The organism is Syntrophotalea sp., assembly GCF_050253115.1.
Lineage (GTDB): Bacteria > Desulfobacterota > Desulfuromonadia > Desulfuromonadales > Syntrophotaleaceae > Syntrophotalea > Syntrophotalea acetylenica.
The window spans coordinates 1-25676 of record NZ_JBFWJQ010000029.1; the positions used below are offsets into that span (position 1 = coordinate 1).

Sequence of the window (25676 nt, forward strand, 5' to 3'; positions counted from 1 at the left end):
CGTGCAAGGCTGAGGCTGGCATCCAGATAATCGTTATTGTGCCCATCGAATCGGTCGGCGCGCAGGGCCTGCAAGCCGCTGCTGCGGATCACGGCTTGCCCGCTGATGCCTTCTTCCAGAGCTTCGCTGACCTTCCCCAGGCCCATCTGGACCCGTGCCGAGGCGGTCTGCAGACGCGTCGAAAGATAGCGGGTCAGCAGCAGCAACAACGGGTACGGCAGCAAAGCCGCCAGTGTCAGAGGTGCAGACATGCGCAGCAAAACGACAAGGGTCATGCCATATACAGCCAGAGTGTTGACGAAGATCATCAGCCCGAACCCTGCGAGGGTCCGCAAGTTGTTGATATCGTTGGTGAACCTCGATAAAAGATCTCCGGTTCGAAAGCGATCGAAAAAAGACCCGTTCTGCGCAAGCAAACGATTCAGAAGATCGTGACGCAGAGCGTTTTCCAGACGACAGGCGGCATGCAGAAACGGATACCGGGACCAGCTGCGCGTCACAAAGCGCACCAGCGCCGCCCCTGCCAGCAGCCCGCCGACAGTGGTCAATTGCCCGTATCGAGCCATCTGCACGCTGTCGATCCCCTCCTTGATCAGCCAGGGGATCAACAAGCCAAGCAAATCCGTCAGCAGCAGCCAGACAAGACCCGAAAGCAGCAGCGCCCGGTAGGTTTTCAGATAAGGCAGCAAAAACAGCAGGCGGCGCATGCAGGCCTCCTCTCGAAAAAATCGGCTCAGCGGAATCAGGGACACCGCGCCAGACGCAACCGCAGCCGCTGCAGCAGCAGATCGGCAGCGAGGCCGTTGAAGGCTCCGGTTACCACGGCCAGCATCAGCAGCGGCGGAAAAAGACGCCACACGCCCGGATGCCGCAGCAGCCAGGCGGCCATCAGCAACTGACCGAGAATATGCCCGGCGGCCCCCAGAACTGAAATGCCAACCGTGCCCAGTCGCCCGCCGGCGAGCATGTGCGCCAGGGTCATCATGGCGGTTGCCGCCACGCCGCCACTTAACGCCAGAAAAAAGGTCGGCGACAGCAGCGTCCCGAGGAGCAGCCCGCCAAGACAGATTCGGGTCAGCGCCACCAGCCATGCGGCACGGCCCCCATACAGAAACAGGGCGCACAGTGTCAGGATATTAGCCAAACCAGGCCGCAACCAGGGCACCGGGGAGGGAAGCAAAAACTCAAAGGCATGGATGGCGATGGCCAACGCACTGAACAGTGCCAGAAGAGCCTCGCGACGGGCCCGCAGACGGTCAATGGCTGAGGAAATCATAAGGCTCCGGGACCGACACCGGACCTGCGACCCGGATCACAAGCCCGTTGGGCAGACAGGCCAGCATCTCGCCAGACCGGCGGATGGCCTTGTGGTGCTGGCAGAGATGCCGCGGACAGGAAGAGTTCTTAACCCGGACCCAACCGTTCTCGATGCTGATCACCGTTGGGCCCAAAGGCCCGTCCAGACTAACCTCGCGCCGGCAGTGGAGCGGGGCCCTGAACAGCACGCGCCCCTGCCGTTCGACGATCACCATTGCACCGTCGGCGTGCGGCATGAGCAACCAGGAGGCCAGGGCGGTGATCAGGAGGACGGCTACGACCAGACAATCCCAGAGGGTGAAGCATTTCCGGGCCATCACGGCCAGACCACTTGACTGCGCAAGCCGCGACTGACATGAACAACTCCCGCAGCGTCGACGACCAGCCCGCCGGTTCGGGAATAACGCTCGAGCAGCGCCAGCCCGGCATCCGGCCCCATAACGAATACTGCCGTCGCCAGGGCATCGGCCAGAGCGGCTTCCGGCGAAACGACGGTAACGCTGCGGCAGCGATTGGCGGGCATGCCCGTGGCCGGATCGAACAGATGGTGGTAACGCACCCCGCCCTGTTCAAAAAACCGCTCGTAATCCCCGGAGGTGACTACTGCCAAAGGTTCGGCAAGAACCAGGGTGGCCAGCAGCGCATCGCTGTGCCGGGGATGACGAATGGCGATGCGCCAGGGAACAGCGCGACGACCGATGAGCCGCAGATCGCCGCCGACATTAATGGCGGCACAGCGCACACCTGCCCGCTGCAGCAGCGCCGCCGCACGGTCTATGATATAGCCCTTGGCGATACCGCCCAGATCGATCCGGGCATTGGTATGCTTGAGGACACGCCCCTGTTCGATGGACAGGGCCTCGCTGCCGCTCCCCTGCAAAGCCTCCCTGATATCCTCCGGAGCCGGCCGCCGCGGATGCGGCGAGCCAAACCCCCACAGCGCCTTGAGCCGTCCCAGCGTCATATCGAAGGCGCCATCGCTGGCTCTGGATATTTTTAATCCCTGCTTCAGGATTTCAAGAACTTCCGGTGCGGCAGCAAAAGTGCCTGTGGTCGAGGACAGGCGCGTCACATCGCTTTGGGGCTGGTGAAAACTGGTCAGACTTTCAATGCGGGCCATTTCCTGGAAAGCGGCATCGACGCTGTCGGCAAACCGCTGCGGCCGTTCATCGTAGATTGTGATCTCCACCACCGTTCCGAGCAACAGGCGGGTTCGGCTTAAGGGATGTTGTTCCCTGTTTTGCACCACATGCCAGAAGGCGGCGGCGACGCCAATCCACAAAACACCAATGACCAGCAGGCGCCAGGGCGACAAGGCTTGTCCTCCGAAACAGGAACAGGTCAGGTTGACAGTGGCGGGAACTCGTCGACGATCTCCCCGATGAGATCGTATTCGGACGAATCGGTAATGCGCAGCGGCACGATCTGCCCGATATCGGCCTGCCCGGCGGTAATATAGACCTGGCCATCGACATCGGGAGCCTGCCGGACGCTGCGGCCGCTGAGCAGCAGGTCGGTCTCTTCGCTGTACCCTTCAACCAGGACCGGCTCGATGCGTCCGACCAGAGCCCGGTTGCGCCGGAAAGAGACCCTTTGCTGCGCCTTCATCAGTTTATTGTAGCGGCTCTGTTTGACCCGCTCGGGCACCTGGCCCGGCAGTGCCGCCGCCGGGGTCCCTTCTTCGCGGGAGTAGCGGAACACCCCGACCCGGTCGAAATACCCCTCCTCGACAAACGCCAGCAACTTGGCAAACTCGGCCTCCGTCTCACCGGGAAATCCGACGATAAAGGAGGTGCGCAGGGTCAGGTCAGGGATGCGCCGGCGCATACGCGCGACCAGGTCGCGGATGGCGTCTTCCCCGACCCGGCGATTCATGCTCGCCAACACACGATCGTCGATATGCTGCAATGGCACATCGCAGTAGCTGCAGATCTTGTCTTCCGTCGCCACCAGTTCGATAAGCCCGTCGGTGATACCGTCCGGATATGCATACAACAGCCGCAGCCAGTGCAGCTCGGGAATCGTTACCAGCTCACGTAACAGACCCTCCAGGTGCGCACCGTCATGACGATCGGCGCCGAAAGCGGTGATATCCTGGGCTATGAGATTGATTTCCTGCACCCCGGACGCAACCAGCCTCTGCACTTCCGCCTTTACCGAAGCGATGGAGCGAGAGCGCAGCGGACCGCGCAGTTGCGGGATAATGCAGTAGGAACAGAGATTGTTGCAACCTTCGGCGATTTTCACATAGGCCGAATAGAACGGAGAAGACGCAGCCCGGGGCGTGGCATGGTCATAAAGGTATTGCGGCAGCCCTACCGACTGGCGGACCGCTTCCCCGCGATCGTGTGCCTCGATAAACTCAAGAATGCGTGGCACTTCGCCGGTGCCGAGCAGGATATCGACCTCCGGCATTTCCACGGCCAGTTCCTCGGGATAACGCTGCGACAGGCAGCCCGTAACGATCAGCAGGCTGCAACGCCCCGATTTCTTGCATTCGATGGCTTCCAGCAGGGTTTCCACCGACTCTTCCTTGGCGTCGCTGATGAAACCGCAGGTATTGACGATGATGATGTCGGCCTCGGCCTCGTCGGTGACGATTTCGAAACGGTCCGGCGGCAGATGCCCCAGCATCACCTCGGCATCCACCAGATTTTTCGGACAGCCAAGGCTGATCATACTGACTTTGCGTTTTTTCACAATTTTTGATTCCTTCAGGTCCGGCGCCTTGTGCCGGATCAGGAGCGCATATTCACGAACTGCAATTCGATGCCAAGATCCCGCCCTTTGAGAAGCTGCATGACTTCCTGCAGATCATCGATTTTTTTGCCCGAGACCCGCACCTGGTCCTCCATGATCTGGGCCTGGACCTTGAGTTTGCTGTCTTTGACAAGCTTGATGATTTCCTTGCCTTTTTCCTTGGAAACGCCCTGTATGATCGAGACCCTCTGCCGCACCGCGCCGCCGGAAGCCGGCTCCTTCTTGCCGAAATCTAGGCATTTGGCTGAAACGTTGCGCCGGGCCAGCTTGCCCTTGAGCACGTCGATTACGGCCTCCAGTTTGTAATCATCCGCACCCAGCATAACAATGGCCTCGTTGTCCAGATCGATTTCATTGTGCGTGCCCTTGAAATCGTAGCGCTGGGCAATTTCCTTGCGTGTCTGGTTGACGGCATTGTCGATCTCCTGCATGTCGACTTTGGAAACAATATCAAAACTCGGCATGTTTTGTCCCTTCTTGCAGAAAATTCTTGGATGATCAATGGCTTATATCACAGCCCGGATGGCAGGAAAAGAAATTAGTGATTTCCCGAGCCGAAGGGAGGCCAACACCGGCGCCCCCGCCATAGAAACCTGGAACACCATTCACTCCCCCTTTGCGGGCCGCTCGATGTCATGGCTCGAAGGCTGTGCCCTTGCCGGGCCGTATGATTTCCGTGCCAGGTGGCGGACTGAACCGGTATAAGGAAGGTGCCGGGGATCGGTTGAGAGAGACCTCGCTGAAACGCACGGTGGTGCGGTTGTCGCCGGTGCCGAAAAGGGTTGCCGTCAGCAGCGGATAGCCCGTTTTGCCGGCCACCACGTTTTTATCCACCTCCACCGCCAGCTTCTCGATATACGCGGACGGTTGCCGCGGTTGCAGAACCAGCCGGAAATGCCCCTCCGGGCTTTTCCGTGGGGAACCCCAGCTTATGGTGAACTGGCGGGACAGATTGCCCAGATCGGTAAGGAAAGCCAGCGGATTGTCCTCTCCGGCCTGTGCGCCTGCCGGCACGGGAGACTCGATAACCTGCCGGTTTTCGGGAACATAAACCCAGAGCGTACGGCCATCGGAAACGATCAGTTGCGGATCCGGTTGCAGGTATTCCCAACGAAAACGAGCCACTGGCGTCTGCTGGTCGGCGAAGCTCACCACCACCCGTCCGCTGGCGGTCTGCAATTGATCCAGGGATCCCAGATAGGCTTCCTGGGTGAAGCGGGCCTGAAAATCCCGAATGCGGTTCTGCCGGGTTGTCGGCTGAAACGGCTTCTGCAGTGCGGCAACAACGGTCTCCAGGCTGGTCTGCGCGGCCTGAGCGCAGGGTGCGACCAGCCCGATCAGTGCCAACAGGAACGCCATTGGCGCCAGAAAGTTCAGATGCATGATGTCTCTCCTTGAAAAACTACCCCGTGTTGGCTCGACAGCAGGCTGCCTGGGTCGAGCAAAAATATTACACGACCATCCCCCAGAATGGTGGAACCGGTCAATCCCGGGACGCAATCCAGCGGGAAAAGCAATGGTTTGACGTAGACCTCCTTCTGCCCGATGATCGTGTCCACCGCAAGACCGGCATGCCCGCCTCTTAATTCGCAGACGACCGTCGATGCGCAAGGCTTCGAGGCCGGGGAAAGCCCCAGCAATCCGGCGAGAGGAAAAACCGGCAGTTGCCGCGGCCCCAGGTCGGCGACATATCCTCCATTGGCGGGATGCAAAGCCTGTCGTGGCACCTCCATGGTTTTTTCAATCCACATCAGCGGCAAGCCCAGCGTCCTCCCTGCCGATTCCACCAAAAGAACCGGTAAAATGGCAACGGTCAGCGGCAGGATGAAGCGAAAGCTGGCTCCCTCGCCCGGTCCGGAAAGAATTTCGAGCGAACCGCCGAGCTTGTCGACGGTATGACGAACCACATCCATGCCAATGCCACGACCGGAGGTTTCGGTAATGGCCGCAGAGGTCGTGAAGCCCGGCAGGCAGAGGACTTTGAGCATCTGGTCGGCGTCCAGCTTCGCTTCCCGGGATGGCGGCAGCAGACCTTCCTGGCGGGCACGACGAACCAGCTCCGTCATATCGAAGCCGCGCCCGTCGTCACTGACATCAAGGGTTATCCGGTCATGGTCGCGACGCGCCGCGATGGTGATGGTGCCGCTGTCTTCAATCCCGTGATCCACAGCATTGCGAACCATGTGCAGCAGCGGTTCGGATAGGGCTTCCAGAATAGCCCGGTCCAGCCGCACTTCGGTGCCGATCAGGTTGAGGCGGATTTTTTTTCCCGTGACGCGGCACGATTCCCTGACCTGCCGGAAAAGCGGCGCTGTGATCGTTTCCAGCGGCACCATGCGCGCATCAAGCACCTGCCGGCGCAACACGGCAAGCAAATGGTCGAGTTGCTGGCAGCTGCCTTCAATCGCCTCCGGCTGCCCGAGGCGCAGCGCCTCTTGCAGTCGGTGACGCACTGTCAGAAGCTCTCCGCTCAGTCCTGCCAAGCGGTCCAGCACCTGGGTCGCGATGCGCACCGTGCTCTCGCCGACACCCTGTTGCAGGGACAAGGCAGGCATCGATATCGATTTCGTGCGATCTGTTATTCGCAGATTCTCATGGATCTTTCGGCAGCGGCGCTCAATCTGTTCCCGGTCAACAACCCCACGCAACTCAACTTCCAACTCCTGCGGCAGGATCCCCCCGGCGATGGCGTCAGGGTCGGGCCGGCAGACTTCCAGGTTTCCCAGCCGCATCAACTCGTTGAGCAATAAAAGCCATTGACAGCAGCTGGCGCCCGGCATGCGGATCACCAGTGCATGAAGGGTCGCCCCACGCGAACCATCGCCGTCGGTGCCATCGGCGGCATCCGGCTTGCCGGCCGCCGCGTCGGTCAGCTTACCGTCGAGATAATCGAGCCCCCGGTACAACTGTCCAAGAGCCTCCTTTGGCAGACTGTCTGAACGGCGCAAACGATCAAGACCATCTTCCATGACATGCGCCATGTCCGCCATGCGTCGATAACCGAGACTGGCTGCCATGCCCTTGATGGAATGCAGGCAACGAAACAGATCATCGAGGACCTGCCGGTTTTGAGGGTCACCTGCCAGCACCGAAAGCCAGGTCCTGGCGTTGAGCAGATGCTCCTGACTTTCCGCCAGAAAAATCTGCTTGCACTCCTGCGCCATCATCGGCCCTCCCAGGCCGCCAGCGAATCGCCGAAAAAGCAACGGGCGGCGAGCAGACTCTGTTTCAGAAAATCCGTCAAGGCACCGGGGTCGATCAGGCCGGCCAGACCCCGGGAACAGATGAACATTTCAACCACCCAGGGAAGATGCAGGGCGCCCGGCATCCCAAACCCGCGCTGCGTCAGGCCATGCACCACGGTGACCGCCAGGGACAGGCGCCCCCCGTCCAACACCACGATCTGCCCCTTCTCCCCCTGGCGGGTTCCGTGCAGGCATGCCAGATCGATCACCGGCAACACCCTGTCGTGCCGGCCAACCGCCCCCAGCACCCATGACGGCGCCCGCGGCACCGGATATACCGGCCGGGGATCGAGAACCTCTGCTACATCCTTCACAGCAAGGCCGAACAGCGATGATCCCGATGTCAGAAGCAGAGTCTGATTCATTCCTGTTCCCGCGAAAGTCCAAGCTGGAAACGGCTGACCCGCCCTTGCAGGTCTTCGGCCAGAGCATGAAGGCTTCGGGCCGACAGAGCCAGATTCTCCATGGCGGCCGACTGTTGTTCGCTGGCTACCGAGGCTTCCTCGCTGGCGGCGGCATTTTCCGTAACCACGCGTGCGATCTCTTCGACGACATCGGCCGTTTTTCCAACTTCTTCGACCTGCTTCCGGGAAAGCATGCTGATGGCCTCCGCCCGCTCCCCGGCAAGCTTGGCCGTGGTGACAATCTCTTCAAACGCCTGGCCTGTCCGACGTACGGCAGAGCGACCCGCGCCCATGTCCGCCACATGTTCTTTCAGATCTGCCTGGATACGGACGCTTTCGTCCTGTAATACTTCGATCATGGCCATAATATCCGCCATGGCCCGTTCCGACGAATCGGCCAGTTTGCAGATTTCCTCGGCAACTACGGTGAAGCCCCGGCCGTGCTCTCCGGCACGCGCCGCTTCAATGGATGCATTGAGCGCCAGAAGATTGGTTTTTTGAGAAAGACCGGTTATGAGATCGGCCACCTTTCCAATCTTCTGCACCCGGGCGCTAAAGGACAGCATCTGCTGGCCGTGCTGCTCCACACCGTCAAAAACCTGCCCGAGCTTGCCCATGGCGACATTCACCACCTGGCCGCCACGTTCCGCCGTGTGCATGGTTTCATTCGCGGCACCGGCCGCTGCCCGGGCGGCATCGGCAACCTGCTCGACCGTCAGGGTCATGTGCCGGAAGTGATCGGAGGCTTGTTCCACCATGGCCGACTGGGTTTCCGCTCCGCGGCTTATCATTTCCACGGCACCGTTCACCTCATGGGCCGAAGCCATGACTTGCTGGGACATGGCGGCAAGGCCCTGCGCTTCTTCGGCGACCCTCAAGGAAGAAGAACGGATATAGCCAACCAGCTCCCGCAAGTTGACCGTCACCAGATTGAGGGACTCGGCCAGTTCCGCTGTTTCGTCGGGCAGCAGATTGCTGGGCAGACACACAGTCTGGGAAAGATCGCCTCCACTGATGCGCCCTGCCGCTGTTTTAAGAACGAGAATATTGGCCGTGAATGCTTTTGAAAAAATCCACCCGAGCAACAGGCCGACCAGCAGGGCACAGGCTGTCGAAAGAGCCTGTTCCATATAATGCGGCACCAGCCCTGCCGCCGGAACCAGATAGTTCAGAGCCACGATCGAGGCGACCACGATGATGAACCCCATGATGAATTTGTAGGTAATTTCAACTCTCATCGACCAGCTCCTTTGACGCGGGCGAGTGGCAGACCACCTGGCCGGGCGGCTTGAAACGTCCTGATTGTTTTCGGTTTCGGGCAAGGATCGTTCCAGCCGACCGGTGGCTGCTGCTAGGACGTTACCGGCGGCTTTAAGGTTTACGACCCGTTTCCGAAAAAGGCGCCGGTCAGCCCCCGGCAAAATGATTGAAACCTCGGCGATCGGCCGCCCGCACCTCCCCGGCAGCATTGCGCAGGCAAAGCCCTTCACCAGCCGGAATTATGGTGCCGATTCGGGTAATCGGCACCGCCAGTTGATTGGCCAGAGCCTGCAAGGCACCCTCCTGTTCCGGCTGCGCGGCAAACAGCAGCTCATAATCTTCGCCACCGCTCAGGGCGAGCGGCAAGAGCTGCGGTTCCAACGCCAGGGCAGACTGGAAAGGCCCGGAAAGAGGCAGGCAGGATTCTTCCAGCATGGCACCGACATTCGACGCCTTCAGAATATGCCCAAGGTCGGCAAGCAGGCCATCGGACACATCGATCATGGCGCGGGCCAGACCGTTTTCCGACAGAGCTTTCCCCAGGGCAACGCGGGCCACGGGATCGTGATGTCGGGAGGCAAGCCAGGGGTCGAGCGGTTGGCCGGCGGTATGCCGATGCAAAGCCAGGGCACTGTCTCCCAGGGTGCCGGAGACGTATATGGCCTGTCCCGGCGCAGCACCGGCACGGCGCACCTCCCGGCCTGCCGCAACCGCGCCTTCGGCGGTCACGCTGATCAGCAGCGGTCCCGGGGAGCGGCAGGTATCGCCGCCAACCAGGCAGGCTCCGTATTCCGCGGCGGCCTCAAGAAAACCATCCATGAACAATTGCAGTTCTTCCACCGGGAAGTCAGCCGGAACCCCGAGGCCAAGGTAGAGATGGCGCGGCCGACCACCCATAGCCGCGATATCGCTGACGTTGACCGACACACTTTTGCGGCCCAGGCGACGGCTGTCGGTCCAGCAACGCTGGAAATGGATTCCCTCGATGAGCAGATCCTTGCTGGTCAGAAGACGCTCGCCACGAGGCAATTCAAGAACCGCACAATCGTCGCCGATGCCGTGACAGACCCCCTCGCCGGTTACTGCAGCGGCACGGATACGTTCAATGAAACCGAACTCGCCAAGCTCCGAAAGTCTCATGCCCTTTCCTCCAGGGCCGCCGCCAGGACATCCTCCACCCGGTCGGCAAAAACCAGCCGCAGCTTGCGCTTCATCGCCGCGGGCACATCCGCCAGATCCTTCTGGTTGCGCCGTGGCAGCACCACGACCTGCATGCCGGCCCGCACTGCGGCCAGAAGCTTCTCCTTGACCCCGCCGACGGGCAACACCTGGCCACGCAGAGTGATTTCTCCGGTCATGGCCACCTCACGATTGACCGGTCGCCGGGAGAGAATCGAAACCAGCGCGGTAAGCATCGTGACGCCGGCGCTCGGGCCATCCTTCGGGATGGCACCGGCCGGAACATGAACGTGCACATCGATCTTGTGGTGAAAATCGGGATCGATGCCGTATTGCTCGGCATGGGCCCGGGCATAGCTGAGGGCGGCCTGGGCGCTTTCCTTCATAACCGTGCCAAGTTGACCGGTCAGATGCAGTTGGCCGCTACCGGGCATGGCGCTGGCCTCGACATGCAGAATCTGACCGCCAACTTCGGTCCAGGCCAGTCCGGTAGCCACGCCTGTCTCGTGGCAACCCAGCTTGTCCTCGTCAGCAAACCGGGGCGGACCAAGATAGGTGGCCACCGTGGCGCCGCTCACCCGCACCGGGCGCGAATTACCCTCGGCCCGTCGTCGCGCGATTTTGCGGCAGATACTGCCGATTTCCCGTTCCAGGTTTCGCAAGCCGGCCTCGGCGGTATATTCGGTTATCACGCGATGCAGAGCGTTGTTTGAAAAATCAAGATCGCCCGTTTGTAAACCGTTGGCCTCCAACTGTCTGGGAATCAGGTAGCGTCGGGCTATGGCAAGTTTCTGCTCGGCACTGTAACCGGCCAGGCGTATCACTTCCAGGCGATCCCTGAGCGCTGAAGGGACGCTGTCGAGAACGTTGGCCGTGGCGATAAACAGAACCTTGGAAAGATCAAAGGGCAAATGGATGTAATGGTCGGAAAAAGCATGATTCTGCTCGGGATCGAGCAATTCCAGCAACGCCGAGGACGGGTCGCCACGGAAATCGGCGCCGCCGACCTTATCCAGTTCATCCAGCATGAAAACCGGGTTGTTGCTGCCGGCCTGCTTCATTGCCTGAATGATACGCCCGGGCAGGGCGCCCACATAGGTGCGCCGATGGCCGCGAATCTCCGCCTCATCGCGCAATCCGCCGAGGGAAACGCGCACAAATTTGCGACCCAGGGCGCGGGCTATCGATTTACCGAGGCTGGTCTTTCCGACCCCCGGCGGGCCGACAAAACACAGCACCGGGCCTTTCAGTTTCTTTTTGAGCTTGCACACCGCCAGAAATTCCAGAATACGTTCCTTGACCTTTTCCAGATCGTAGTGATCCTCGTCAAGAATGACGCGGGACCCGGCCAGATCGATGCTGTCACGGGTTCCGGTCTGCCAGGGAAGTTCGGCCAGCCATTCCAGGTAGGTGCGCAGCATGGAATACTCGGCCGCTTCGACCGGCATGGTTTCCAGGCGCTGCAGCTGTTTGCGGGCCTCCTTGCCGACATCGGCGGGCAATCGCGCCTTGTCGAGCTGGGCCCGCAGTTCCAGCAGGTCCTCCGCTTTGGCATCGGCTTCGCCGAGTTCGGCCTGAATCGCCCGCAGCTGCTCGCGCAGGAAAAATTCCCGCTGGGAACGGCCCATCTCGTCACGGGCCTGGCTCTGGATGCGGTGCTGGGTGGTTACCAGCTCCAGTTCCCGAACCAGAAGATCGTTGACCCGCTGCAGCCGACTCGACGCTCCGGTTTCTTCCAGCAACTGCTGGGCGATCGCGACCTTGAGCCCGAGATTGCTGGCCACCACGTCAGCCAGGCTGCCGGGATCCTCGATATTTTCCGCGGCAACCAGCATATCGTTGGGAAAGGTGCGGCCCAGACCCTGCAATTCGGTCAGCTGTTCGCGAACGCTGCGCATCAGGGCCTCGACCTCAAGGTCCGCTGCCGCTGCGACCGGCTCTTCCAGCGTTTCGATGGTCACGGTAAAGCAGGGCGAGTCGGCCAGATAGTCGACAATTCGCGCCTTGGCAAGACCCTGAACGAGAATCTTGCTGCGTCCATCGGGCAGCTTGAAAGATCGCATGATCAAGGCCAGGCTGCCGATGGAATAAATATCGTCAGCGGTGGGATCTTCCTGCCCGAGTTCCTTCTGGGCGGCAAGCATGATCATGCGATCCCCGGCCAAAGCCTGTTCGACAGCGGCAAGCGACTGACTGCGGCCGATAAACAGGGGCAGAATCATATGTGGAAAAACGACGGCGTCCCGCACTGGCAGCAAAGGCACCCGGGCAGGAATATCAAAATCTCGAATGGGCTGTTGCAAGGTTTTCTCCTTGGGCGATTCCAGGGTTGGCAAAAAGGCGGAGAAGTCGCGGCGAGAAAACCGCATCGCCGTAATGTGGAGGATTCATCATGGAGCACCCTTGGTGATTGACACCGGCAGCGCTGTCAGTTGTGCACCATGAAGCGGAAAGGGCTTTCCCCCTCGATATGGCCATTTTTACCGAAACGACGCTCGATAAGACTGACATGGCCGTCGTACGTGATTGCCAACACAGTGGAACAACGCGTTCCGTAATCGGGCAAATGCACAAAAATAGCGCCAAGAGCCCGTTCCATATAACCGGGCAGGCCGGTTTCCGGCAAGGCCTCGGCCGGGGGTAAATGTCGGTCGGCCAACACTTTCCATAGCTGTCCGGGATCAAAATCCGGTCGCGCCAAAAGCTTCTTTACCCGGTTTTTGGCCCGTTCCAGCTTGGGCCAGGGGGTATCCAGATGGTGATTGCTGAGCCCATAACAACCCGGAGCCAAAACCTGAAGGCCACCATCATCATTGGAAAAACAGGCCAGCGTGCGACTGTCTCCAGCCAGCAGGTTGAACCCGGCGTAACGGTGGGCCTGTGCGGCTATGCGTTCCAGGTAGTTCCGCGGCGCCTCGTCGCCCCGCAGATAGCCACTCACCAGAAGGCCGCGGGACGGCGCAGCGGAAACGGACCGCGAACCGCGCACGTTGGTCAGGGCCGCCCAGCGTCCCTGACTGGTCACCCCGAGCCAGGTGCCTCCGCCCTGCAGATCGCGCCCGGCCAGCACCTGCGGGGCATCGGACCAGAATGCGGCGGCGGCCGTCGGCCGCCGATAATATTCGTCCCGGTTGGCCGCGAGCACCAGGGCATAGTCGGGGTGCGCTCTGTGCGCCACGACGATCAGGCACATCTGCCACACGCTTCCGGCAGCGGTCGGCGTGCCACGACACCGGCAAGGCTTCCGCCTCGATGGGCCTGGTCGATTCCCTCCTCGTGCATCAGTATCTGCCAGCCATCGAGCAATTTCGGCAATTCTCCGGGATCGAGAGCAAAAGCCGGATTCCCCGGCCCCCCGGGGAACGCCCCCGCGCGGCTGAAAGTGCGCACGATCATAAATCCGCCCGGACGCACCAGTCGCCGCAGTTCGGGCAACAGGGAGCGCTGCAGATAAAAGAACTGCATAACGACATCAAACGGCGGCAAATCCAGGATGGGGCAGTCTTCCATATTCTGCTGCAACGTATCGATATGCAGGCCGCGCCGCCGCGCCTCGGCATCGACCTGCGCCAGGGCCTCGGCGGAGGCATCGACCGCTGTCACCCGATACCCTCGCATGGCCAGATACAGCGCATTGCGCCCGCGCCCGCAGGCCAGATCAAGCACCCGACCGGCCGGCGGCAACAGGTGCAGGCTCCGCACAAGCCAGGGGTCGGGATTACGTTCGCTGTGGGCCCGTTCCCGCCAGATTTGATTCCAGTCATTGGCCATATCCGGTTTTGAACGCCTCAAAATTAAGTATTTTTGCCAGGTCGGGCAATCCGCGCTGCGCCATCAGGTTCCGGCTAGCCGTTTTGCTGCAGCCACTCCATATAAAGCGCCACACCCTGTTCCACGGTACGAAAGCACCCATCGTAACCGGACGCGCGCAGGCGGCTCAGATCCGCTTCGGTAAAACTCTGGTAGTGCCCCTTGAGATGCTCGGGAAACGGCACATACTGCAGTTCGCCGTGGTTGTGTGCCTTCAGTACCGCATGCGCGACATCGTTGAAGGTCTGGCTGCGGCCGGTACCGACGTTGTAAATCCCGGAGACTTCCGGATGATCGAGGAACCAGAGGTTGACATCCACAACGTCCCCCACATAAACGAAATCCCGGCGCTGCTCCCCGTCGCCGAAGCCGTCGCAGCCTTCGAACAACCTGACACGGCCATCCTTTTGCAGCTGATTGCGCAAATGAAAAGCAACGCTGGCCATACTCCCTTTGTGCTGCTCGCGGGGGCCGTAGACGTTGAAATAGCGGAAACCCGACACCTGACTGCGGGCCTGCGGAAGAAAACGCCGCACGTACTGGTCAAACAGCGCCTTGGAATAGCCATACACGTTGAGCGGCCGCTCGAACTGAGGTTCCTCGCGAAACACCTGCCCACCCCCATAGGTTGCCGCGCTGGAGGCATACAGAAAAGGAATGCGCCGCTCCAGGCAATAGTGCAGCAGCGCCTTGGAATAGGCATAGTTGGTCTGCATCATGTAGCGGCCATCCCACTCGGTGGTGGTGGAACAGGCGCCCTGATGAATGATGGCATCGACGCGCTCGCCGAAGACCTCTTTGGAGGAGATGCGGGTCAGAAATTCATCCTTGTCCAGATAGTCATGCAACCGCGCATCAGCAAGATTGGCAAACTTGGTGCCGTCGGTCAGGTCGTCGACAACCAGCAGGTCGTCGCGCCCCCGCGCATTGAGAGCCTGAACAATGTTGCTGCCAATAAAACCGGCGCCGCCGGTGACAATGATCATAGATATTTTCTCCTTGTCCAGTGTTTGTGCCGCACTGCGGACGTCGGCAGATCGCCCGGCATTTTCGTCTTCTAGCATGGGGTCGACGACGGTGCAAGCAAAAGCGGCCGGATCAGGCCGGAACCGGTGTAAGGGGACTGCCTTCCGCGGCCGGTGGCGTCAGAAAATCCGCCAGTACGCGCATGACATCCTCGGTACAGCCTCTGGCCACCGGCACTTCGGGGAGCGACCGCAAAAACATCCGCCCATAGCCCTTGTTGACCACGCGGCTGTCAAGAATGAGGACCACGCCGCGGTCCGCACGATGACGGATCAAGCGGCCGAAGCCCTGCTTGAATTTAATCACGGCCTGCGGCACGGTATATCCCATGAATGGATCACCGCCCGCCGCCGCAATCGCTTCGGCTCGGGCTTCCTGCACCGGCTCGGTGGGCACCTTGAACGGCAGGCGTGTAATGATGACCTGTTCCAGGGCGCGCCCGGGCACATCGACACCTTCCCAGAAGGAGTCGGTGCCGAACAGTACGCTGGACGGATCCCCGGCAAAGGTTTTAAGCAGGCGATGGCGGTTTTCCTCCCCCTGGCGCAGACAGTGAATGCCCCGTGCCTGCAGCACAGGCGCCAACTCGCCATGCACCTGCCGCAGCAGGCCGTAAGCCGTGAAAAGCACGAAGCTGCGGCCATCGGCTGCCACCACCGCGCGTTCCGTCAAGTCGCGTACCATGCCCGGATAACCGGTGCGGCCCGGCTCCGGAACGTCGTCCGGCACCACGACCAGAGCCTGGCGCGCAAAATCGAAGGGGGAATGAAGCAGCAATTCCCGCACCCGGCCCGCCGCCACACGGTCGAGCCCGATGCGGTTTTCAAGATAGTCGAAAGTATGTCCGACTGCCAGGGTGGCACTGGTCAGCACCACGCTGCGAAACCGGTCATAAAGGCCGGTCTTGAGCTGCCCGGCAACCTCAAGCGGGGCGGCGCATAAGCGGGTGATGAGGCCGCGACCGCGGCCGATGCGACCCTCGGCCACCTCGAACCAGGCACAGGTATGGTCGTCGCAGGCGATGAAAAATCGCAGGTCGGCGGCCATGGCATGCAAACGGTCGGCAACGCCGCCCAGGTCGGTCAGAGGCGAGATCAGCTTGTCCGCCACTGCCTCGGGCAGGGTCTCGCTGTCTTTCAACAGACCGTCAAGCTTCCGGGCCAGGTCTCCGGTGGCGGCGGCCAGCTCCCGCAGGCGATCAACCGCCGAAGGCCAGAATTCGCCGGTCCTGAGTTCCGGCACCACGCGCTGGCGCAGTTCTTCGTGGCCAATTCCGCCGCCAAAGGTCGCGACCAGATCGAGCCCAACCCCTTCGAGAACCTGGAGCGCACGTTCGTATAGAGCATGGCAGTCTCCGGAAAGAGTCTCCACCATTTCGTAAAAACGCCGATAAACCGCATCCTCGGTATCCGGAAGCTCCCGGGCCAGCTGATGCATGAACCGTGGCAGCAAACCCTTGTCCGGTTTTCGAAAGTGCCGTAATTTTCCCAGAACCCGCGCAAAACCGAAACGGGTTACCTGACAGGCGAAATAGTGGGTCGCCACATCTTCGAGATGGTGCGCCTCATCGATAACGATGCGATCAAATGGCGGCAACACGGCAGCGGCGCTGTAATTGTCAGTCTGCTGGCGCAGGGCCAGGTCGGACAGCAGCAGGGCGTGATTGACCACCAGAAGATCGGCCCCGGCAGCCTGGCGACGGGCCCGATGGAAAAAGCAGTTTCCGTATTGATGGCAGCGCACCCGCGCGCACTGGTCGGCCTCGCAACGCACTTCTTCCCACACCTCGGCGCGCGGCTGAAAGGACAGTTCCTCACGGGATCCTTCATGGGTGGCAGCCGCCCATTCGAGAATCGCGGCAAATTCCGCATTCGATTCGCTGTCGAACAGCCCCGGTTCCAGCCGCGCGGTTTCAGCCCGTCGGCGGCACAGGTAGTTGTTCCGGCCCTTGACCAGCACGGCACGAAACTTCAGCCCGGTAGCCCGCTGCAGAAAGGGCAGGTCCTTGCGGATCAGCTGCTCCTGAAGATTGATGGTGTTGGTCGACACCACCACCCGTTCTTCATTGTCCAGCGCCCAGAGTATGGCTGGCACAAGGTAGGCCAGACTTTTGCCGGTGCCGGTGCCGGCCTCGATAACCGCCAACTGATCACGATTGAACGCCTCGGCGACGGCAAAGGCCATGCGCAGCTGTTCCGGCCGCTCCTCGTAACCGGACAGGGTTGCGGCCACCACCCCGCCTGGACCAAGCAGCGCGGCAATACTTTCCGGCGCCAGGTGCTTGAGCTGACGCGGCGCAAAGGGTTCCACCACCTTATACACATGTTCCACAGGGTTATCCACAACCAGGAAACCAACTCCGAGCGCCCCCAGTCGCGAAGCGATTTCCAGATCGGCCAGGGATGGTTCCAGATTTCCGGAGGGATGGTTGTGGATAACGACTTCACCATAATCGCAGTCCTGAATAACGGCAGGCACGGCATCGGCGTTGCCCCGCGCAAGCACCCGAACCTTTTCAATCCGCAGTTCCGCATCGGTGACCCCACGAAAAAAGACTTCCCGCCCACCGGCTTCGGAGATGGCCTGGCGCATGGTTTCAACAACATCGGATGTAAAGGTCTTCAGCATACTCTGCTCTCCCAGGTCAACTGCTGGCCATTATAGGAAAGTAGCTGCGAAAAAGAAAGTCCGACCCAGGTTGAAAACCGGCGGCTTCAAGACCGTGCGGTCGTTGACAGGCCGTTCGGGAATGATACATTGCTAACATGTTTTCATCGGCAAACATAAACATCCTTGAACCAAAGCCGGCAACCATCGATGCAGACCGAGGAGGACAACCATGTATCTTTCCCTGTGCAGAACCGATAACAACACGGCCAGCCTGGTATTGCGAATCGTTCTGGGATGCGTCTTTTTTCCTCACGGCGCCCAGAAAGCCCTGGGTTGGTTCGGTGGTCATGGCATGGATGCAACGATAGGTTTCTTGACAGCCACCTTCGGCATTCCCGTGCTGCTGGCGTACCTGGTGATTGCCGCCGAATTTCTTGGCGCCATGGCATTGTTGATCGGTTTTTTGACCCGCGTCGCGGCCTTCGGCCTGTTTGCTGTCATGACCGGCGCCCTCTGGCTGGTTCACTGGCAGAACGGGTTTTTCATGAACTGGAGCGGTAACCAGCCAGGGGAAGGGATTGAATACCATCTGCTGGTCATGGGCATGACCCTGGCCTTGATGATCCGCGGCGGCGGCCGGGCCTCCATTGACCAATTATTGAGCCGCTGAAACAAAACCAGGCGGGCGTGATGCCAGGCCCCCCAAAACAGAAGATGAGGGACTTCACCGACAGCGAACAGCTTGACCCGCAGGCTTATGTTTTTTAAGATCGAGAGTCTGAACGCGAAAAGCACGACGCTTTATCCAGGCTTTCCCGAGAGGCACGCGCATGTACAGCAAACTCGTCATGGAACACTTCAATCAACCACGCAACGTCGGTTATCTGGATAATCCCAGTGTTGCCATCCAGTATGGCGACCCGGCCTGCGGAGACTGTCTTCTGGTGTTCCTGAAAATCGAACAGGGGGTCATCACCGACATGAAATATAAGGTGATGGGCTGCGCCGCGGCGATTGCTACCGCCTCCATCACCAGTGAAATGAGCATCGGCCTCACCGTGGAACAAGCCCTGGAGCTGACCGAAAAAGATGTCGTCATTGCCCTGGGTGGGCTTCCTCCACAAAAAGTGCACTGCTCCAACCTGGCGGTAGGCGCCCTCAAGGCGGCCCTGAGGGTCTACCTCGCCGGCGACAGGGAACCCGAGGCCGTCATCAACGCCGGGCACGACGCAAAGGGTCCCTCAAACCAGGGAGACTGAGGCTGAAAAAACCCTGCAGCCTACCCCTTGATAACCGCGAGCGGCCGCAGTCTGGCAACAATGCGGCCGATGCCGGCCTGCTGCACCACCTCCACCACCTCCGTGACATCCTTATAGGCTTCGGATATCTCCTCGGCCACGGTACCGCGCCCGGCAGCCCGCAAAACAATGCCACGGGCGGCAAGCTCCTCCTCGATGCGACGCCCCGATGCCAATTTTTTTGCGGCATGCCGCGACAGTAACCTTCCGGCACCGTGGCAAGTGGAGCCGAATGTCTCTTCAAAACCGGCAGCGGTGCCGACCAGCACATAGGAATAGCGCCCCATGTCACCGGGGATCAGAACCGGCTGGCCGATGGCGCGATAACATGCCGGAACGTCGGGATGCCCCGGCGGAAAGGCCCGCGTAGCACCTTTGCGGTGCACGCACAGTCGGCGCGGGACACCGGCAACGACATGTTGCTCGTATTTGGCGATATTGTGGCAAACATCATAAATCACCGACAGACCCATGGCGGCTGCACTTTGATGCAGTACCTGCTCGAAGGATTCGCGCACCCAGGCGGTTATCAGTTGCCGGTTGGCAAACGCAAAATTCGCCGCGCAGGCCATGGCGGCGAGATACTGGCGGCCCTCCGGACTGTTCAGCGGCGCGCAGCACAGCTGCCGATCTGGCAGGGAAATGCCGTATCTGGCTGCGGCCCGCAGCATAATGCGCAAATAATCGTCGCAGACCTGATAACCGAGTCCGCGACTGCCGGTGTGGATAGTGACCGTCACCTGCCCTGGGAACAGGCCGAGTACATCGGCCAGACGTGGTTCGCGAATCTCGTCCACCATCTGGATTTCCAGAAAATGGTTGCCGCTGCCAAGCGTCCCGAGCTGGTCGCGGCCCCGCTCCAGAGCCCGCTCCGAAAGCAGGTCAGGATCGGCTCCGGCAAGACATCCGCCGTCCTCGATGTGCTGCAGATCCAGTTCGTTGCCCATGCCTTGGGCTACCGCCCAGCGCGCCCCCTGCTGCAGCACCTTGCGCTCTTGCGCCAAGGTCAACCTGAGATCCCGCCGATGCGAGCCGACCCCGGAGGGCACATTGCGAAACAGCGCATCGGCCAGTTGCTGCAGACAGGGACGCAATTCCTGCGCCTGGAGATTTGACCGCAGCAAACGTACCCCGCAGTTGATGTCGTAACCGACCCCGCCGGGCGAAACGATGCCTTCATCGGCATCGAAGGCCGCCACGCCACCAATGGGAAAGCCGTATCCCCAGTGAATGTCGGGCATGGCCAGTGATGGCCCCACAATACCGGGCAAGGTCGCCACATTGCGCACCTGCTCCAGAGCCTGCTCTTTTTGCAGGGCGGCCATCATGGCACGGTTGGCGAAAACCAGGCCATCAGTGCGCATGGCACCTTCCCTCGGTAGGCGCCAGCGACAAGCATCGAGCTGTTGCACCTTGACTGTCATGGCGATTACCTTCGAAAGATTATAAATCGAGATAGACACGCGCCCGCCACTGGCCGTGGCGATGTGTCACCAGCAGGTGGTGATAAGTGACCGCTTTGATCTCCCGTTCCGGATTGGCGGCCAGGGGAACAACCCTGAGGCGCATCTCCAAAGCCCCTGCATGAATACGGACCACAGCCATATCCAGCGGCCACAGGCCTCTTGCCTGTATCATGAACAGCAACTCATTCAGCCAAACGACAAGAAGTTCCTCCATGTCGCCGGCTGTCACTTCAATGGTCCGTTCCTGAACGTCTCCAAAAGCCCGCCCCTGGCCTGCCAGAATGGAGAGCAAGGCCTTTGCGGCCTGCACAAAGAGTTCGTCGCAGGTGGGGGCAACCGCTTCGATCCCCATGTCGGCCGTGTGCTCCAAAAGCCGAAAGGCGGCCCTGCCGCCTTTCTTGGTGTGCTGTCCGCAATTTGCACACGGAATGTGTCGCGCCTTTTGTTGAAAATTCATGGACTCACCCCTGATACCCTCTGGCAACAACCGCTCGATGCCAAGCATAAACTTCAACCTGCGAGGCCTGGCGCTTTTTCAGGGGTAATGGCAAACATGCGTGGGTCGAATTCCTGAAAAACCACCGTGAATCGAACCTTCAGAATGCCTTCATTTTTCACGCTGCCAGCTAACACGGCAAATGGCGTGATCGTCCGTCCAGACAACCTTCAGATCTCCCTGGTGCGCTTTATTCAGAGCACGACCGAGGTGTTCGGCAAGTTTCTCCTCGGTCGTTTCGATCACCAGCTCGTCACCATCGCGATCCATGCGAATGATCCTCTCCAGGGGATTCTTTGCCATGGCCTTGGCTTCTTCGTTTCTGAGTATATTGCGGATCTCCGCTTCGTGTGCCCACAGATAGGAGCCGCCCAGGGTCACATATCCTTCGGCATACCCGTCCTTGATTTTCCGACAAGCCGGGCACAACTGCCTGGCCACTTTCGCATCCCTGGCCAGCGCTTCGTAGGCCTGCGCGTCGAGATACCAGCGTTTATGGCGATAAACAGCCTGACACCCCGGACAGAGAGTCGGCTCCGGCAAGCCTTCGGCCTGAACATAGGGGTCGGAACTGGTTTCGCAGCGACCGCGTTTGTCACCGATGCCAAACTTTCCGGATTCTTTTCGCATAGACTAACCCCTTTCCAAGAATTGTTAAGGTCGCCCTACAATTGAGTATAGCATCCGGATGGGGCTTGTGGGAAAAGAGAGCGTTTGGATTTTCCGGCAGGGATTACCGGCGTAAAAGTGCCCGGCAGGGAGCGCCATCAGCACAGGCAAGCTTCAATGGCAGACAGATAAGTTCGTAGGCCCCCGCATCGATGGCGGAAAGATCCAGGCCTTCAAGGATCACTCCTCCATCGCGAAGCAGACGGTGATGTACTTCGCCGTCCCCATCCCAGGCCTCGATGGAAAGATAATCGATGCCAACCAGCTCGATACCGAGATCGCCAAGAAAGCGTGCGCCATCCAGACCCAGAGACTGGTAGTCCATGCAAAACCCGGGCTTCTGCCAAAGATGCGAATTGTTGGTTTTAAGAAGCAATCGCCGGCATTCGGCAAGATCCAAGGACCGCAGATGTTCCGCGCCGATCAATCCTGAAACGTGGCGCAGGTCGACCACACGACAGGGACCGATAAGCGCCTTCAGCGGCAGGTCGGAACCGGTATACCCCCACAACCCCGCATGCCCGGCAAGGTCGAGGTGGGTACCGACATGGCTGCTGCAGGACAATTGACTGACATGGAACCCCCCCGCTTGCGCAGCGACAGAGGCGATGCGGCAGGGAGGATCCTGGGGAAACCCGGGGAGAGCCGGATGAAGGGAGACGCTGATATCGAAAAGCTGGGGAGGGTGGCTCATGGATTCTCTCTTTTGCAGGTCCAAACACGCATCACGGCTGTAAGCATCAGGTTGATAACCACCACTGAGAGGCCTGCCACCAGAGACAGGGGATGAACCCCCAACGGCCCGACCAGAACAGATATGACCAAAGCAATTGCCAGCAGCCTGAAAGGCGTAGCGCAGAAAAATACGATGACGGACCGGCGACCCCGATTCAGGAGCAGACGAACCAGTGATCTGTGCAACGAGTGGAAACCGGCAATCACCAGCAGCCCCCCACCTAGCACGCCCAGGACAATCGGCGCCGAACGCCACCATAGGCTCGCCGCAAGCATGACGCAGAGAATAATCCAGTTTCTGCAAGCCAGCTCCCTGATCAGATGATCGTCACCGGTGGCCATCTTCTTCGCTCTGCCGGCGCAATTCCCGCCGCGTAAGAATAAAAATATTGCGAAAACCGGCGGCGATTCCGAAACCGAGAAACACCAGGGTCAGCCACGGAGAAGTCCCCAGCCAGCGATCGAGATAATACCCCATGGCCAGGCCGATCAATGTCGCGGCCACCATCGAAATGCCGACCCCGGAGAGAAAGCCGATGGACCTTATCAGCTTTTGTCTGTCTTCAGCCATATACGAATTTTTCCAGGAAAAATGCTAAGACCAACCGCTTACCCGATCTTCGTCACAGGCGGAGCAATAAAGAACCGTGTCTTCGGAAAAAACCGCCCTCGCATGAATACAGCAGCCGGGATTCAGCCCGCGAACAATTGCAGAAAATGCGCAAACAAGGCCTTGTCCACATCCGCCACCTCCTGCTCCTTCATAATCCGCAGAGCGTCGAAGGTGGAGCGCCTGCGGTGATAGGGCCGTTCAGCGGTCAGCGCTTCATAGATATCGGCGATGCGGCAAATACGCGCATAGGGATGGATATCCGCCCCCATCTTTCCGCGGGGGTACCCTTTACCGTTATCTTTCTCATGGTGCTCAAGGGTAATGGTGCGGGCTTCATCGGTAATGATGCCGTTTTCTTCCAGGATCCGGAACCCTTCCTCCACGTGGCAATTCACGACCTGCCGCTCCTGCTCGGTCAGCGGGCCCGGCTTGTTGAGAATTTCAATGGGAATCCGGCATTTGCCGAGATCATGGAGGAAAAACCCCATGCCCAGGTTGTGCATGTCGTGTGCCCTGTCCAGACCGAAAAACAGCCGCGCCAGGGCCACCGCAAAAATTCCGACATTGGTGGAATGAACATAGGTGGCGTGGTCGAAAGAGGTCAACTGTATCAGATACCGGGTGGCCTGATCGCTCTGAACAATCAGATCGACCGTCGGCACGATCATATCGCAGGCTTGCCTGATGAAAGGACCTCGTGGATCATCGAAGGCACGTCGCATGGCGTCCCGGCAACTGGCCTGCACCACTCTCGCCTTGACAGACGCCTCAATGTGGGGATTCTTGACGATTTCATCGAGCCTGGTGCGCAATATGCGGCTGAAACATCCCGAATCCTGCCCGTGCACGAACAGTTGGCCAATGCCAAAAAACTGCAATCTTTTCGTGGCGTCCCGGTCCAGGGTGCTGGACCGGGACGCCAGCAGTACGTATTGGCCGCTTGCGTTGCGCCGATATAGATCGCACGGAGCCTTGTCAACGCAATCGAGGATATCGACGTTTACGGAAAAAAACGATTCTTCAGCGGCAATTTCCACCCCCTCGGGGGCTTTCCCGGCATCGGACAACCTCGGATTATCAGGATCTCCAGTTAAATCCAATGGCGATCAACTCCTGTAAGGATCAGGACTCCAGATAAGCGGTTATGCTTTCGGCAATGGTCTGGAAAATACGTCTGAACTCTTTTTCATTGCGTTCCAGCAAAGTGATGCGGAAACCCATTTCCCGAGTGCAGAAAGACGACAGGGGAACCACACAAATACCCGTTGATGCCAACAGATAGTAAACGAAACGTTTGTCAAGGGAGACCCCGGCCTGGTTGACAAGTCGCTCGACGAGAGCCCGAACCTCCTGGTTTTCGATGGGAAGAGTCTGCTGGTGGGTCAAACATTCGGTTTTTATCACGACGCTCATGTAAAAAGCGCCGTTGGTGCGGTTGACTTTGGTGCGGGGCACGTCTTTAAGGATTTCATACGCGATGTTCGAACAATGCTCGTAACGTGCCCGTCGTTCGTCGAGATAAGCGGGATACTCAGGATGACTCAGAATGTGGGGTATGGCCTTCTGCGGCAAGGTGGTGGAACAGACCTCCACCATCTTGGCGTTGAGAATGCTCTGGACATAGCGCTTGAATACCGGGTCCCGATCGGCATTATAGATCTCGATCCATCCGCAGCGCGCCCCGGGCCAGGGGACTTCCTTGCTGATGCCGCGCAACGCCATGCCGGGCACATCGCCGATCAGATCGGAAAGGGGCTTGGTGGACTGTCCGTTGTAAACGATATTCAGATAGACCTCGTCACAGATGACAAACAGGTCGTATTCCCGCGCGATGGCTATCATTTCCCGAAGAATTCTTTCAGGATAAACGGAGCCGGTCGGGTTGTCCGGATTGATAATCAGGATACCGGAAATCGCCGGATTGTATTTCACGGACAGGCGCAGGTCGTCCAGATCCGGATACCAGTGATTGTCAGGATCCAGGCGATAGGAGATCGGACGTTGCCCGGCATGCGCGGCCTCGGCCGAAGAATGGGTTGAATAGGTCGGTGACGGCCCTATGACCCGTGCTTCCCGGCGCAGGAAACCATAAACTTTCTGGATGGCGTCGCCCAAACCGTTAAAAAACAGAATATCATCGGAGGTGATCTGCGCCTTCCCCCGCTTGTTGGTGCGTTCCGCCAGATACTGACGGGTCTCCAGAACCCCCTTGGTCGGACAATATCCGTAGGAACAGTCTTCCATAACCAGGTCGGCAATCAGTTTCTTCATCCATTTGGGGATTTTCTCACCCTTGGCCACGGGATCGCCGATATTCTCCATATTGATCTTGATTCCCATCCGCTGGAGCGTATCGGCTATCTCGACGATAGCGCGAATTTCATAGGTCAACTCACCCGCACCGATATGTACGATATCGTTTCTCATAAATCTGACCGCTATCCCTTCCTAGGCCCCGGTTCGCATCAACGACACATCAAACACCAAATAAAAAAGCCATGAGCGCTTAAATCTCATGGCCTTACTGCAGGATATCCCCGACTTCCCGGAAATTCAGACAGCAAGACAACGAGCACCGGCGCGGCCTTGTGCCGCCCTGCTCTTCGCTCGCTCTGCCTGTGCCGGAACCATCCGCCGATCCAAAAGGTAAATCATGGGATATTCTCCTATGAAAGAAATCTACTCTTCTTGGTTGTAAGGTTCTGTTTTCAGCTCTCTTTCAGGACGAAATTCGGAAAGTCCTCAAAGACCCACTTGTTCTTCAGTGTCAGATAAATGATGCCCAACA

26 protein-coding genes are annotated in these 25676 nt (G+C 59.5%); 2 read left to right on the plus strand and 24 right to left on the minus strand.

Features of this window, described 5'->3' with window-relative positions:
* From AB7E65_RS04900 to AB7E65_RS04975, 16 genes are all read right to left on the minus strand, one after another.
* Positions 1-707: ABC transporter transmembrane domain-containing protein (locus tag AB7E65_RS04900; protein ID WP_428745383.1), on the minus strand; the 707-nt coding region annotated here is incomplete at its 3' end.
* A gap of 35 nt (positions 708-742) precedes the next feature.
* Positions 743-1276 carry a Gx transporter family protein gene (locus tag AB7E65_RS04905; protein ID WP_072286541.1) on the minus strand — a complete coding sequence of 178 codons (534 nt, stop codon included), beginning with the start codon at positions 1274-1276 and terminating at the stop codon, positions 743-745.
* The gene (locus AB7E65_RS04910; protein ID WP_320360786.1) at positions 1257-1634 is read right to left on the minus strand and encodes a NusG domain II-containing protein; all 378 of its coding nucleotides are present in this window, start codon (positions 1632-1634) and stop codon (positions 1257-1259) included. Before AB7E65_RS04910 ends, AB7E65_RS04905 begins: the two co-directional genes overlap by 20 nt.
* Positions 1634-2632, minus strand: a complete 999-nt coding sequence (locus tag AB7E65_RS04915; RefSeq protein ID WP_320360782.1) for an FAD:protein FMN transferase — start codon at positions 2630-2632, stop codon at positions 1634-1636. The genes AB7E65_RS04910 and AB7E65_RS04915 overlap by 1 nt, the downstream gene beginning before the upstream one ends.
* 26 nt (positions 2633-2658) lie before the next feature.
* Positions 2659-3996, minus strand: coding sequence for a 30S ribosomal protein S12 methylthiotransferase RimO (gene rimO / locus AB7E65_RS04920; RefSeq protein ID WP_407058549.1), 1338 nt, complete (start codon positions 3994-3996; stop codon positions 2659-2661).
* Between the two features lie 59 nt (positions 3997-4055).
* The gene (locus AB7E65_RS04925) at positions 4056-4541 is read right to left on the minus strand and encodes a YajQ family cyclic di-GMP-binding protein (protein WP_072286544.1); all 486 of its coding nucleotides are present in this window, start codon (positions 4539-4541) and stop codon (positions 4056-4058) included.
* Between the two features lie 169 nt (positions 4542-4710).
* The gene (locus AB7E65_RS04930) at positions 4711-5460 is read right to left on the minus strand and encodes a LolA family protein (protein WP_072286545.1); all 750 of its coding nucleotides are present in this window, start codon (positions 5458-5460) and stop codon (positions 4711-4713) included.
* Entirely contained in the window at positions 5451-7244 is a 1794-nt protein-coding gene (locus tag AB7E65_RS04935) for a chemotaxis protein CheA (RefSeq protein WP_428745384.1), read from the minus strand. Before AB7E65_RS04935 ends, AB7E65_RS04930 begins: the two co-directional genes overlap by 10 nt.
* Positions 7241-7687, minus strand: coding sequence for a chemotaxis protein CheW (locus AB7E65_RS04940; protein WP_320360777.1), 447 nt, complete (start codon positions 7685-7687; stop codon positions 7241-7243). Before AB7E65_RS04940 ends, AB7E65_RS04935 begins: the two co-directional genes overlap by 4 nt.
* A complete protein-coding gene (locus AB7E65_RS04945) occupies positions 7684-8964 on the minus strand; it encodes a methyl-accepting chemotaxis protein (protein WP_428745385.1) in 1281 nt (426 codons plus the stop codon). The genes AB7E65_RS04940 and AB7E65_RS04945 overlap by 4 nt, the downstream gene beginning before the upstream one ends.
* Positions 8965-9133: 169 nt before the next feature.
* On the minus strand, positions 9134-10126 hold the full coding sequence (gene thiL, locus AB7E65_RS04950; protein ID WP_072286549.1) for a thiamine-phosphate kinase: 993 nt from the start codon (positions 10124-10126) through the stop codon (positions 9134-9136).
* Positions 10123-12492 (minus strand): endopeptidase La, encoded by a 2370-nt coding sequence (gene lon / locus AB7E65_RS04955; RefSeq protein WP_407058548.1) that lies wholly within the window; start codon positions 12490-12492, stop codon positions 10123-10125. The genes thiL and lon overlap by 4 nt, the downstream gene beginning before the upstream one ends.
* A gap of 101 nt (positions 12493-12593) precedes the next feature.
* The gene (locus tag AB7E65_RS04960; RefSeq protein ID WP_072286550.1) at positions 12594-13358 is read right to left on the minus strand and encodes an NRDE family protein; all 765 of its coding nucleotides are present in this window, start codon (positions 13356-13358) and stop codon (positions 12594-12596) included.
* On the minus strand, positions 13349-13936 hold the full coding sequence (locus tag AB7E65_RS04965) for a class I SAM-dependent methyltransferase (RefSeq protein ID WP_072286551.1): 588 nt from the start codon (positions 13934-13936) through the stop codon (positions 13349-13351). Before AB7E65_RS04965 ends, AB7E65_RS04960 begins: the two co-directional genes overlap by 10 nt.
* A gap of 74 nt (positions 13937-14010) precedes the next feature.
* Positions 14011-14961 (minus strand): ADP-glyceromanno-heptose 6-epimerase, encoded by a 951-nt coding sequence (gene rfaD / locus AB7E65_RS04970; protein ID WP_320360776.1) that lies wholly within the window; start codon positions 14959-14961, stop codon positions 14011-14013.
* A 112-nt stretch (positions 14962-15073) separates the two neighbouring features.
* A complete protein-coding gene (locus AB7E65_RS04975) occupies positions 15074-17629 on the minus strand; it encodes a helicase C-terminal domain-containing protein (RefSeq protein ID WP_072286553.1) in 2556 nt (851 codons plus the stop codon).
* 211 nt (positions 17630-17840) lie between these two features.
* Here AB7E65_RS04975 and AB7E65_RS04980 point away from each other — a divergent pair, with 211 nt between their 5' ends.
* On the plus strand, positions 17841-18281 hold the full coding sequence (locus AB7E65_RS04980; RefSeq protein ID WP_320360775.1) for a DoxX family protein: 441 nt from the start codon (positions 17841-17843) through the stop codon (positions 18279-18281).
* A gap of 160 nt (positions 18282-18441) precedes the next feature.
* Complete coding sequence (locus AB7E65_RS04985) at positions 18442-18870, plus strand: iron-sulfur cluster assembly scaffold protein (RefSeq protein WP_320360774.1); 429 nt, start codon at positions 18442-18444, stop codon at positions 18868-18870.
* A gap of 20 nt (positions 18871-18890) precedes the next feature.
* Here the strand turns inward: AB7E65_RS04985 and AB7E65_RS04990 are convergent, their stop codons facing one another.
* The 8 genes from AB7E65_RS04990 to AB7E65_RS05025 form a co-directional block, all read right to left on the minus strand.
* Positions 18891-20333 carry an RtcB family protein gene (locus tag AB7E65_RS04990; RefSeq protein ID WP_320360773.1) on the minus strand — a complete coding sequence of 481 codons (1443 nt, stop codon included), beginning with the start codon at positions 20331-20333 and terminating at the stop codon, positions 18891-18893.
* A gap of 19 nt (positions 20334-20352) precedes the next feature.
* Positions 20353-20880 carry an archease gene (locus AB7E65_RS04995; protein ID WP_083568932.1) on the minus strand — a complete coding sequence of 176 codons (528 nt, stop codon included), beginning with the start codon at positions 20878-20880 and terminating at the stop codon, positions 20353-20355.
* A gap of 102 nt (positions 20881-20982) precedes the next feature.
* A complete protein-coding gene (locus AB7E65_RS05000; protein ID WP_320360771.1) occupies positions 20983-21501 on the minus strand; it encodes a BCAM0308 family protein in 519 nt (172 codons plus the stop codon).
* 103 nt (positions 21502-21604) lie between these two features.
* On the minus strand, positions 21605-22234 hold the full coding sequence (locus AB7E65_RS05005; RefSeq protein ID WP_072286558.1) for a cyclase family protein: 630 nt from the start codon (positions 22232-22234) through the stop codon (positions 21605-21607).
* Positions 22231-22617, minus strand: a complete 387-nt coding sequence (locus AB7E65_RS05010; protein ID WP_072286559.1) for an ATP synthase subunit I — start codon at positions 22615-22617, stop codon at positions 22231-22233. The genes AB7E65_RS05005 and AB7E65_RS05010 overlap by 4 nt, the downstream gene beginning before the upstream one ends.
* Positions 22604-22846, minus strand: a complete 243-nt coding sequence (locus AB7E65_RS05015; protein WP_072286560.1) for an AtpZ/AtpI family protein — start codon at positions 22844-22846, stop codon at positions 22604-22606. Before AB7E65_RS05015 ends, AB7E65_RS05010 begins: the two co-directional genes overlap by 14 nt.
* Positions 22847-22968: 122 nt before the next feature.
* On the minus strand, positions 22969-23988 hold the full coding sequence (locus AB7E65_RS05020; RefSeq protein ID WP_320360770.1) for an HD-GYP domain-containing protein: 1020 nt from the start codon (positions 23986-23988) through the stop codon (positions 22969-22971).
* Positions 23989-24010: 22 nt separating this feature from the next.
* Entirely contained in the window at positions 24011-25315 is a 1305-nt protein-coding gene (locus tag AB7E65_RS05025) for a pyridoxal phosphate-dependent aminotransferase (RefSeq protein ID WP_320360769.1), read from the minus strand.
* Positions 25316-25676 lie beyond the last annotated feature (361 nt).

Excerpts from the sequence above, each read along its gene's own strand:
- AB7E65_RS04905 (WP_072286541.1), bottom strand. The coding sequence starts at position 1,276 with ATGATTTCCTCAGCCATTGACCGTCTGCGGGCCCGTCGCGAGGCTCTT.
- AB7E65_RS04910 (WP_320360786.1), bottom strand. The coding sequence starts at position 1,634 with ATGGCCCGGAAATGCTTCACCCTCTGGGATTGTCTGGTCGTAGCCGTC.
- rimO (WP_407058549.1), bottom strand. The coding sequence starts at position 3,996 with ATGATCAGCCTTGGCTGTCCGAAAAATCTGGTGGATGCCGAGGTGATG.
- AB7E65_RS04925 (WP_072286544.1), bottom strand. The coding sequence starts at position 4,541 with ATGCCGAGTTTTGATATTGTTTCCAAAGTCGACATGCAGGAGATCGAC.
- AB7E65_RS04930 (WP_072286545.1), bottom strand. The coding sequence starts at position 5,460 with ATGCATCTGAACTTTCTGGCGCCAATGGCGTTCCTGTTGGCACTGATC.
- AB7E65_RS04935 (WP_428745384.1), bottom strand. The coding sequence starts at position 7,244 with ATGATGGCGCAGGAGTGCAAGCAGATTTTTCTGGCGGAAAGTCAGGAG.
- AB7E65_RS04940 (WP_320360777.1), bottom strand. The coding sequence starts at position 7,687 with ATGAATCAGACTCTGCTTCTGACATCGGGATCATCGCTGTTCGGCCTT.
- AB7E65_RS04945 (WP_428745385.1), bottom strand. The coding sequence starts at position 8,964 with ATGAGAGTTGAAATTACCTACAAATTCATCATGGGGTTCATCATCGTG.
- thiL (WP_072286549.1), bottom strand. The coding sequence starts at position 10,126 with ATGAGACTTTCGGAGCTTGGCGAGTTCGGTTTCATTGAACGTATCCGT.
- AB7E65_RS04960 (WP_072286550.1), bottom strand. The coding sequence starts at position 13,358 with ATGTGCCTGATCGTCGTGGCGCACAGAGCGCACCCCGACTATGCCCTG.
- AB7E65_RS04965 (WP_072286551.1), bottom strand. The coding sequence starts at position 13,936 with ATGGCCAATGACTGGAATCAAATCTGGCGGGAACGGGCCCACAGCGAA.
- rfaD (WP_320360776.1), bottom strand. The coding sequence starts at position 14,961 with ATGATCATTGTCACCGGCGGCGCCGGTTTTATTGGCAGCAACATTGTT.
- AB7E65_RS04975 (WP_072286553.1), bottom strand. The coding sequence starts at position 17,629 with ATGCTGAAGACCTTTACATCCGATGTTGTTGAAACCATGCGCCAGGCC.
- AB7E65_RS04980 (WP_320360775.1), top strand. The coding sequence starts at position 17,841 with ATGTATCTTTCCCTGTGCAGAACCGATAACAACACGGCCAGCCTGGTA.
- AB7E65_RS04985 (WP_320360774.1), top strand. The coding sequence starts at position 18,442 with ATGTACAGCAAACTCGTCATGGAACACTTCAATCAACCACGCAACGTC.
- AB7E65_RS04990 (WP_320360773.1), bottom strand. The coding sequence starts at position 20,333 with ATGACAGTCAAGGTGCAACAGCTCGATGCTTGTCGCTGGCGCCTACCG.
- AB7E65_RS04995 (WP_083568932.1), bottom strand. The coding sequence starts at position 20,880 with ATGCTTGGCATCGAGCGGTTGTTGCCAGAGGGTATCAGGGGTGAGTCC.
- AB7E65_RS05000 (WP_320360771.1), bottom strand. The coding sequence starts at position 21,501 with ATGCGAAAAGAATCCGGAAAGTTTGGCATCGGTGACAAACGCGGTCGC.
- AB7E65_RS05005 (WP_072286558.1), bottom strand. The coding sequence starts at position 22,234 with ATGAGCCACCCTCCCCAGCTTTTCGATATCAGCGTCTCCCTTCATCCG.
- AB7E65_RS05010 (WP_072286559.1), bottom strand. The coding sequence starts at position 22,617 with ATGGCCACCGGTGACGATCATCTGATCAGGGAGCTGGCTTGCAGAAAC.
- AB7E65_RS05015 (WP_072286560.1), bottom strand. The coding sequence starts at position 22,846 with ATGGCTGAAGACAGACAAAAGCTGATAAGGTCCATCGGCTTTCTCTCC.
- AB7E65_RS05025 (WP_320360769.1), bottom strand. The coding sequence starts at position 25,315 with ATGAGAAACGATATCGTACATATCGGTGCGGGTGAGTTGACCTATGAA.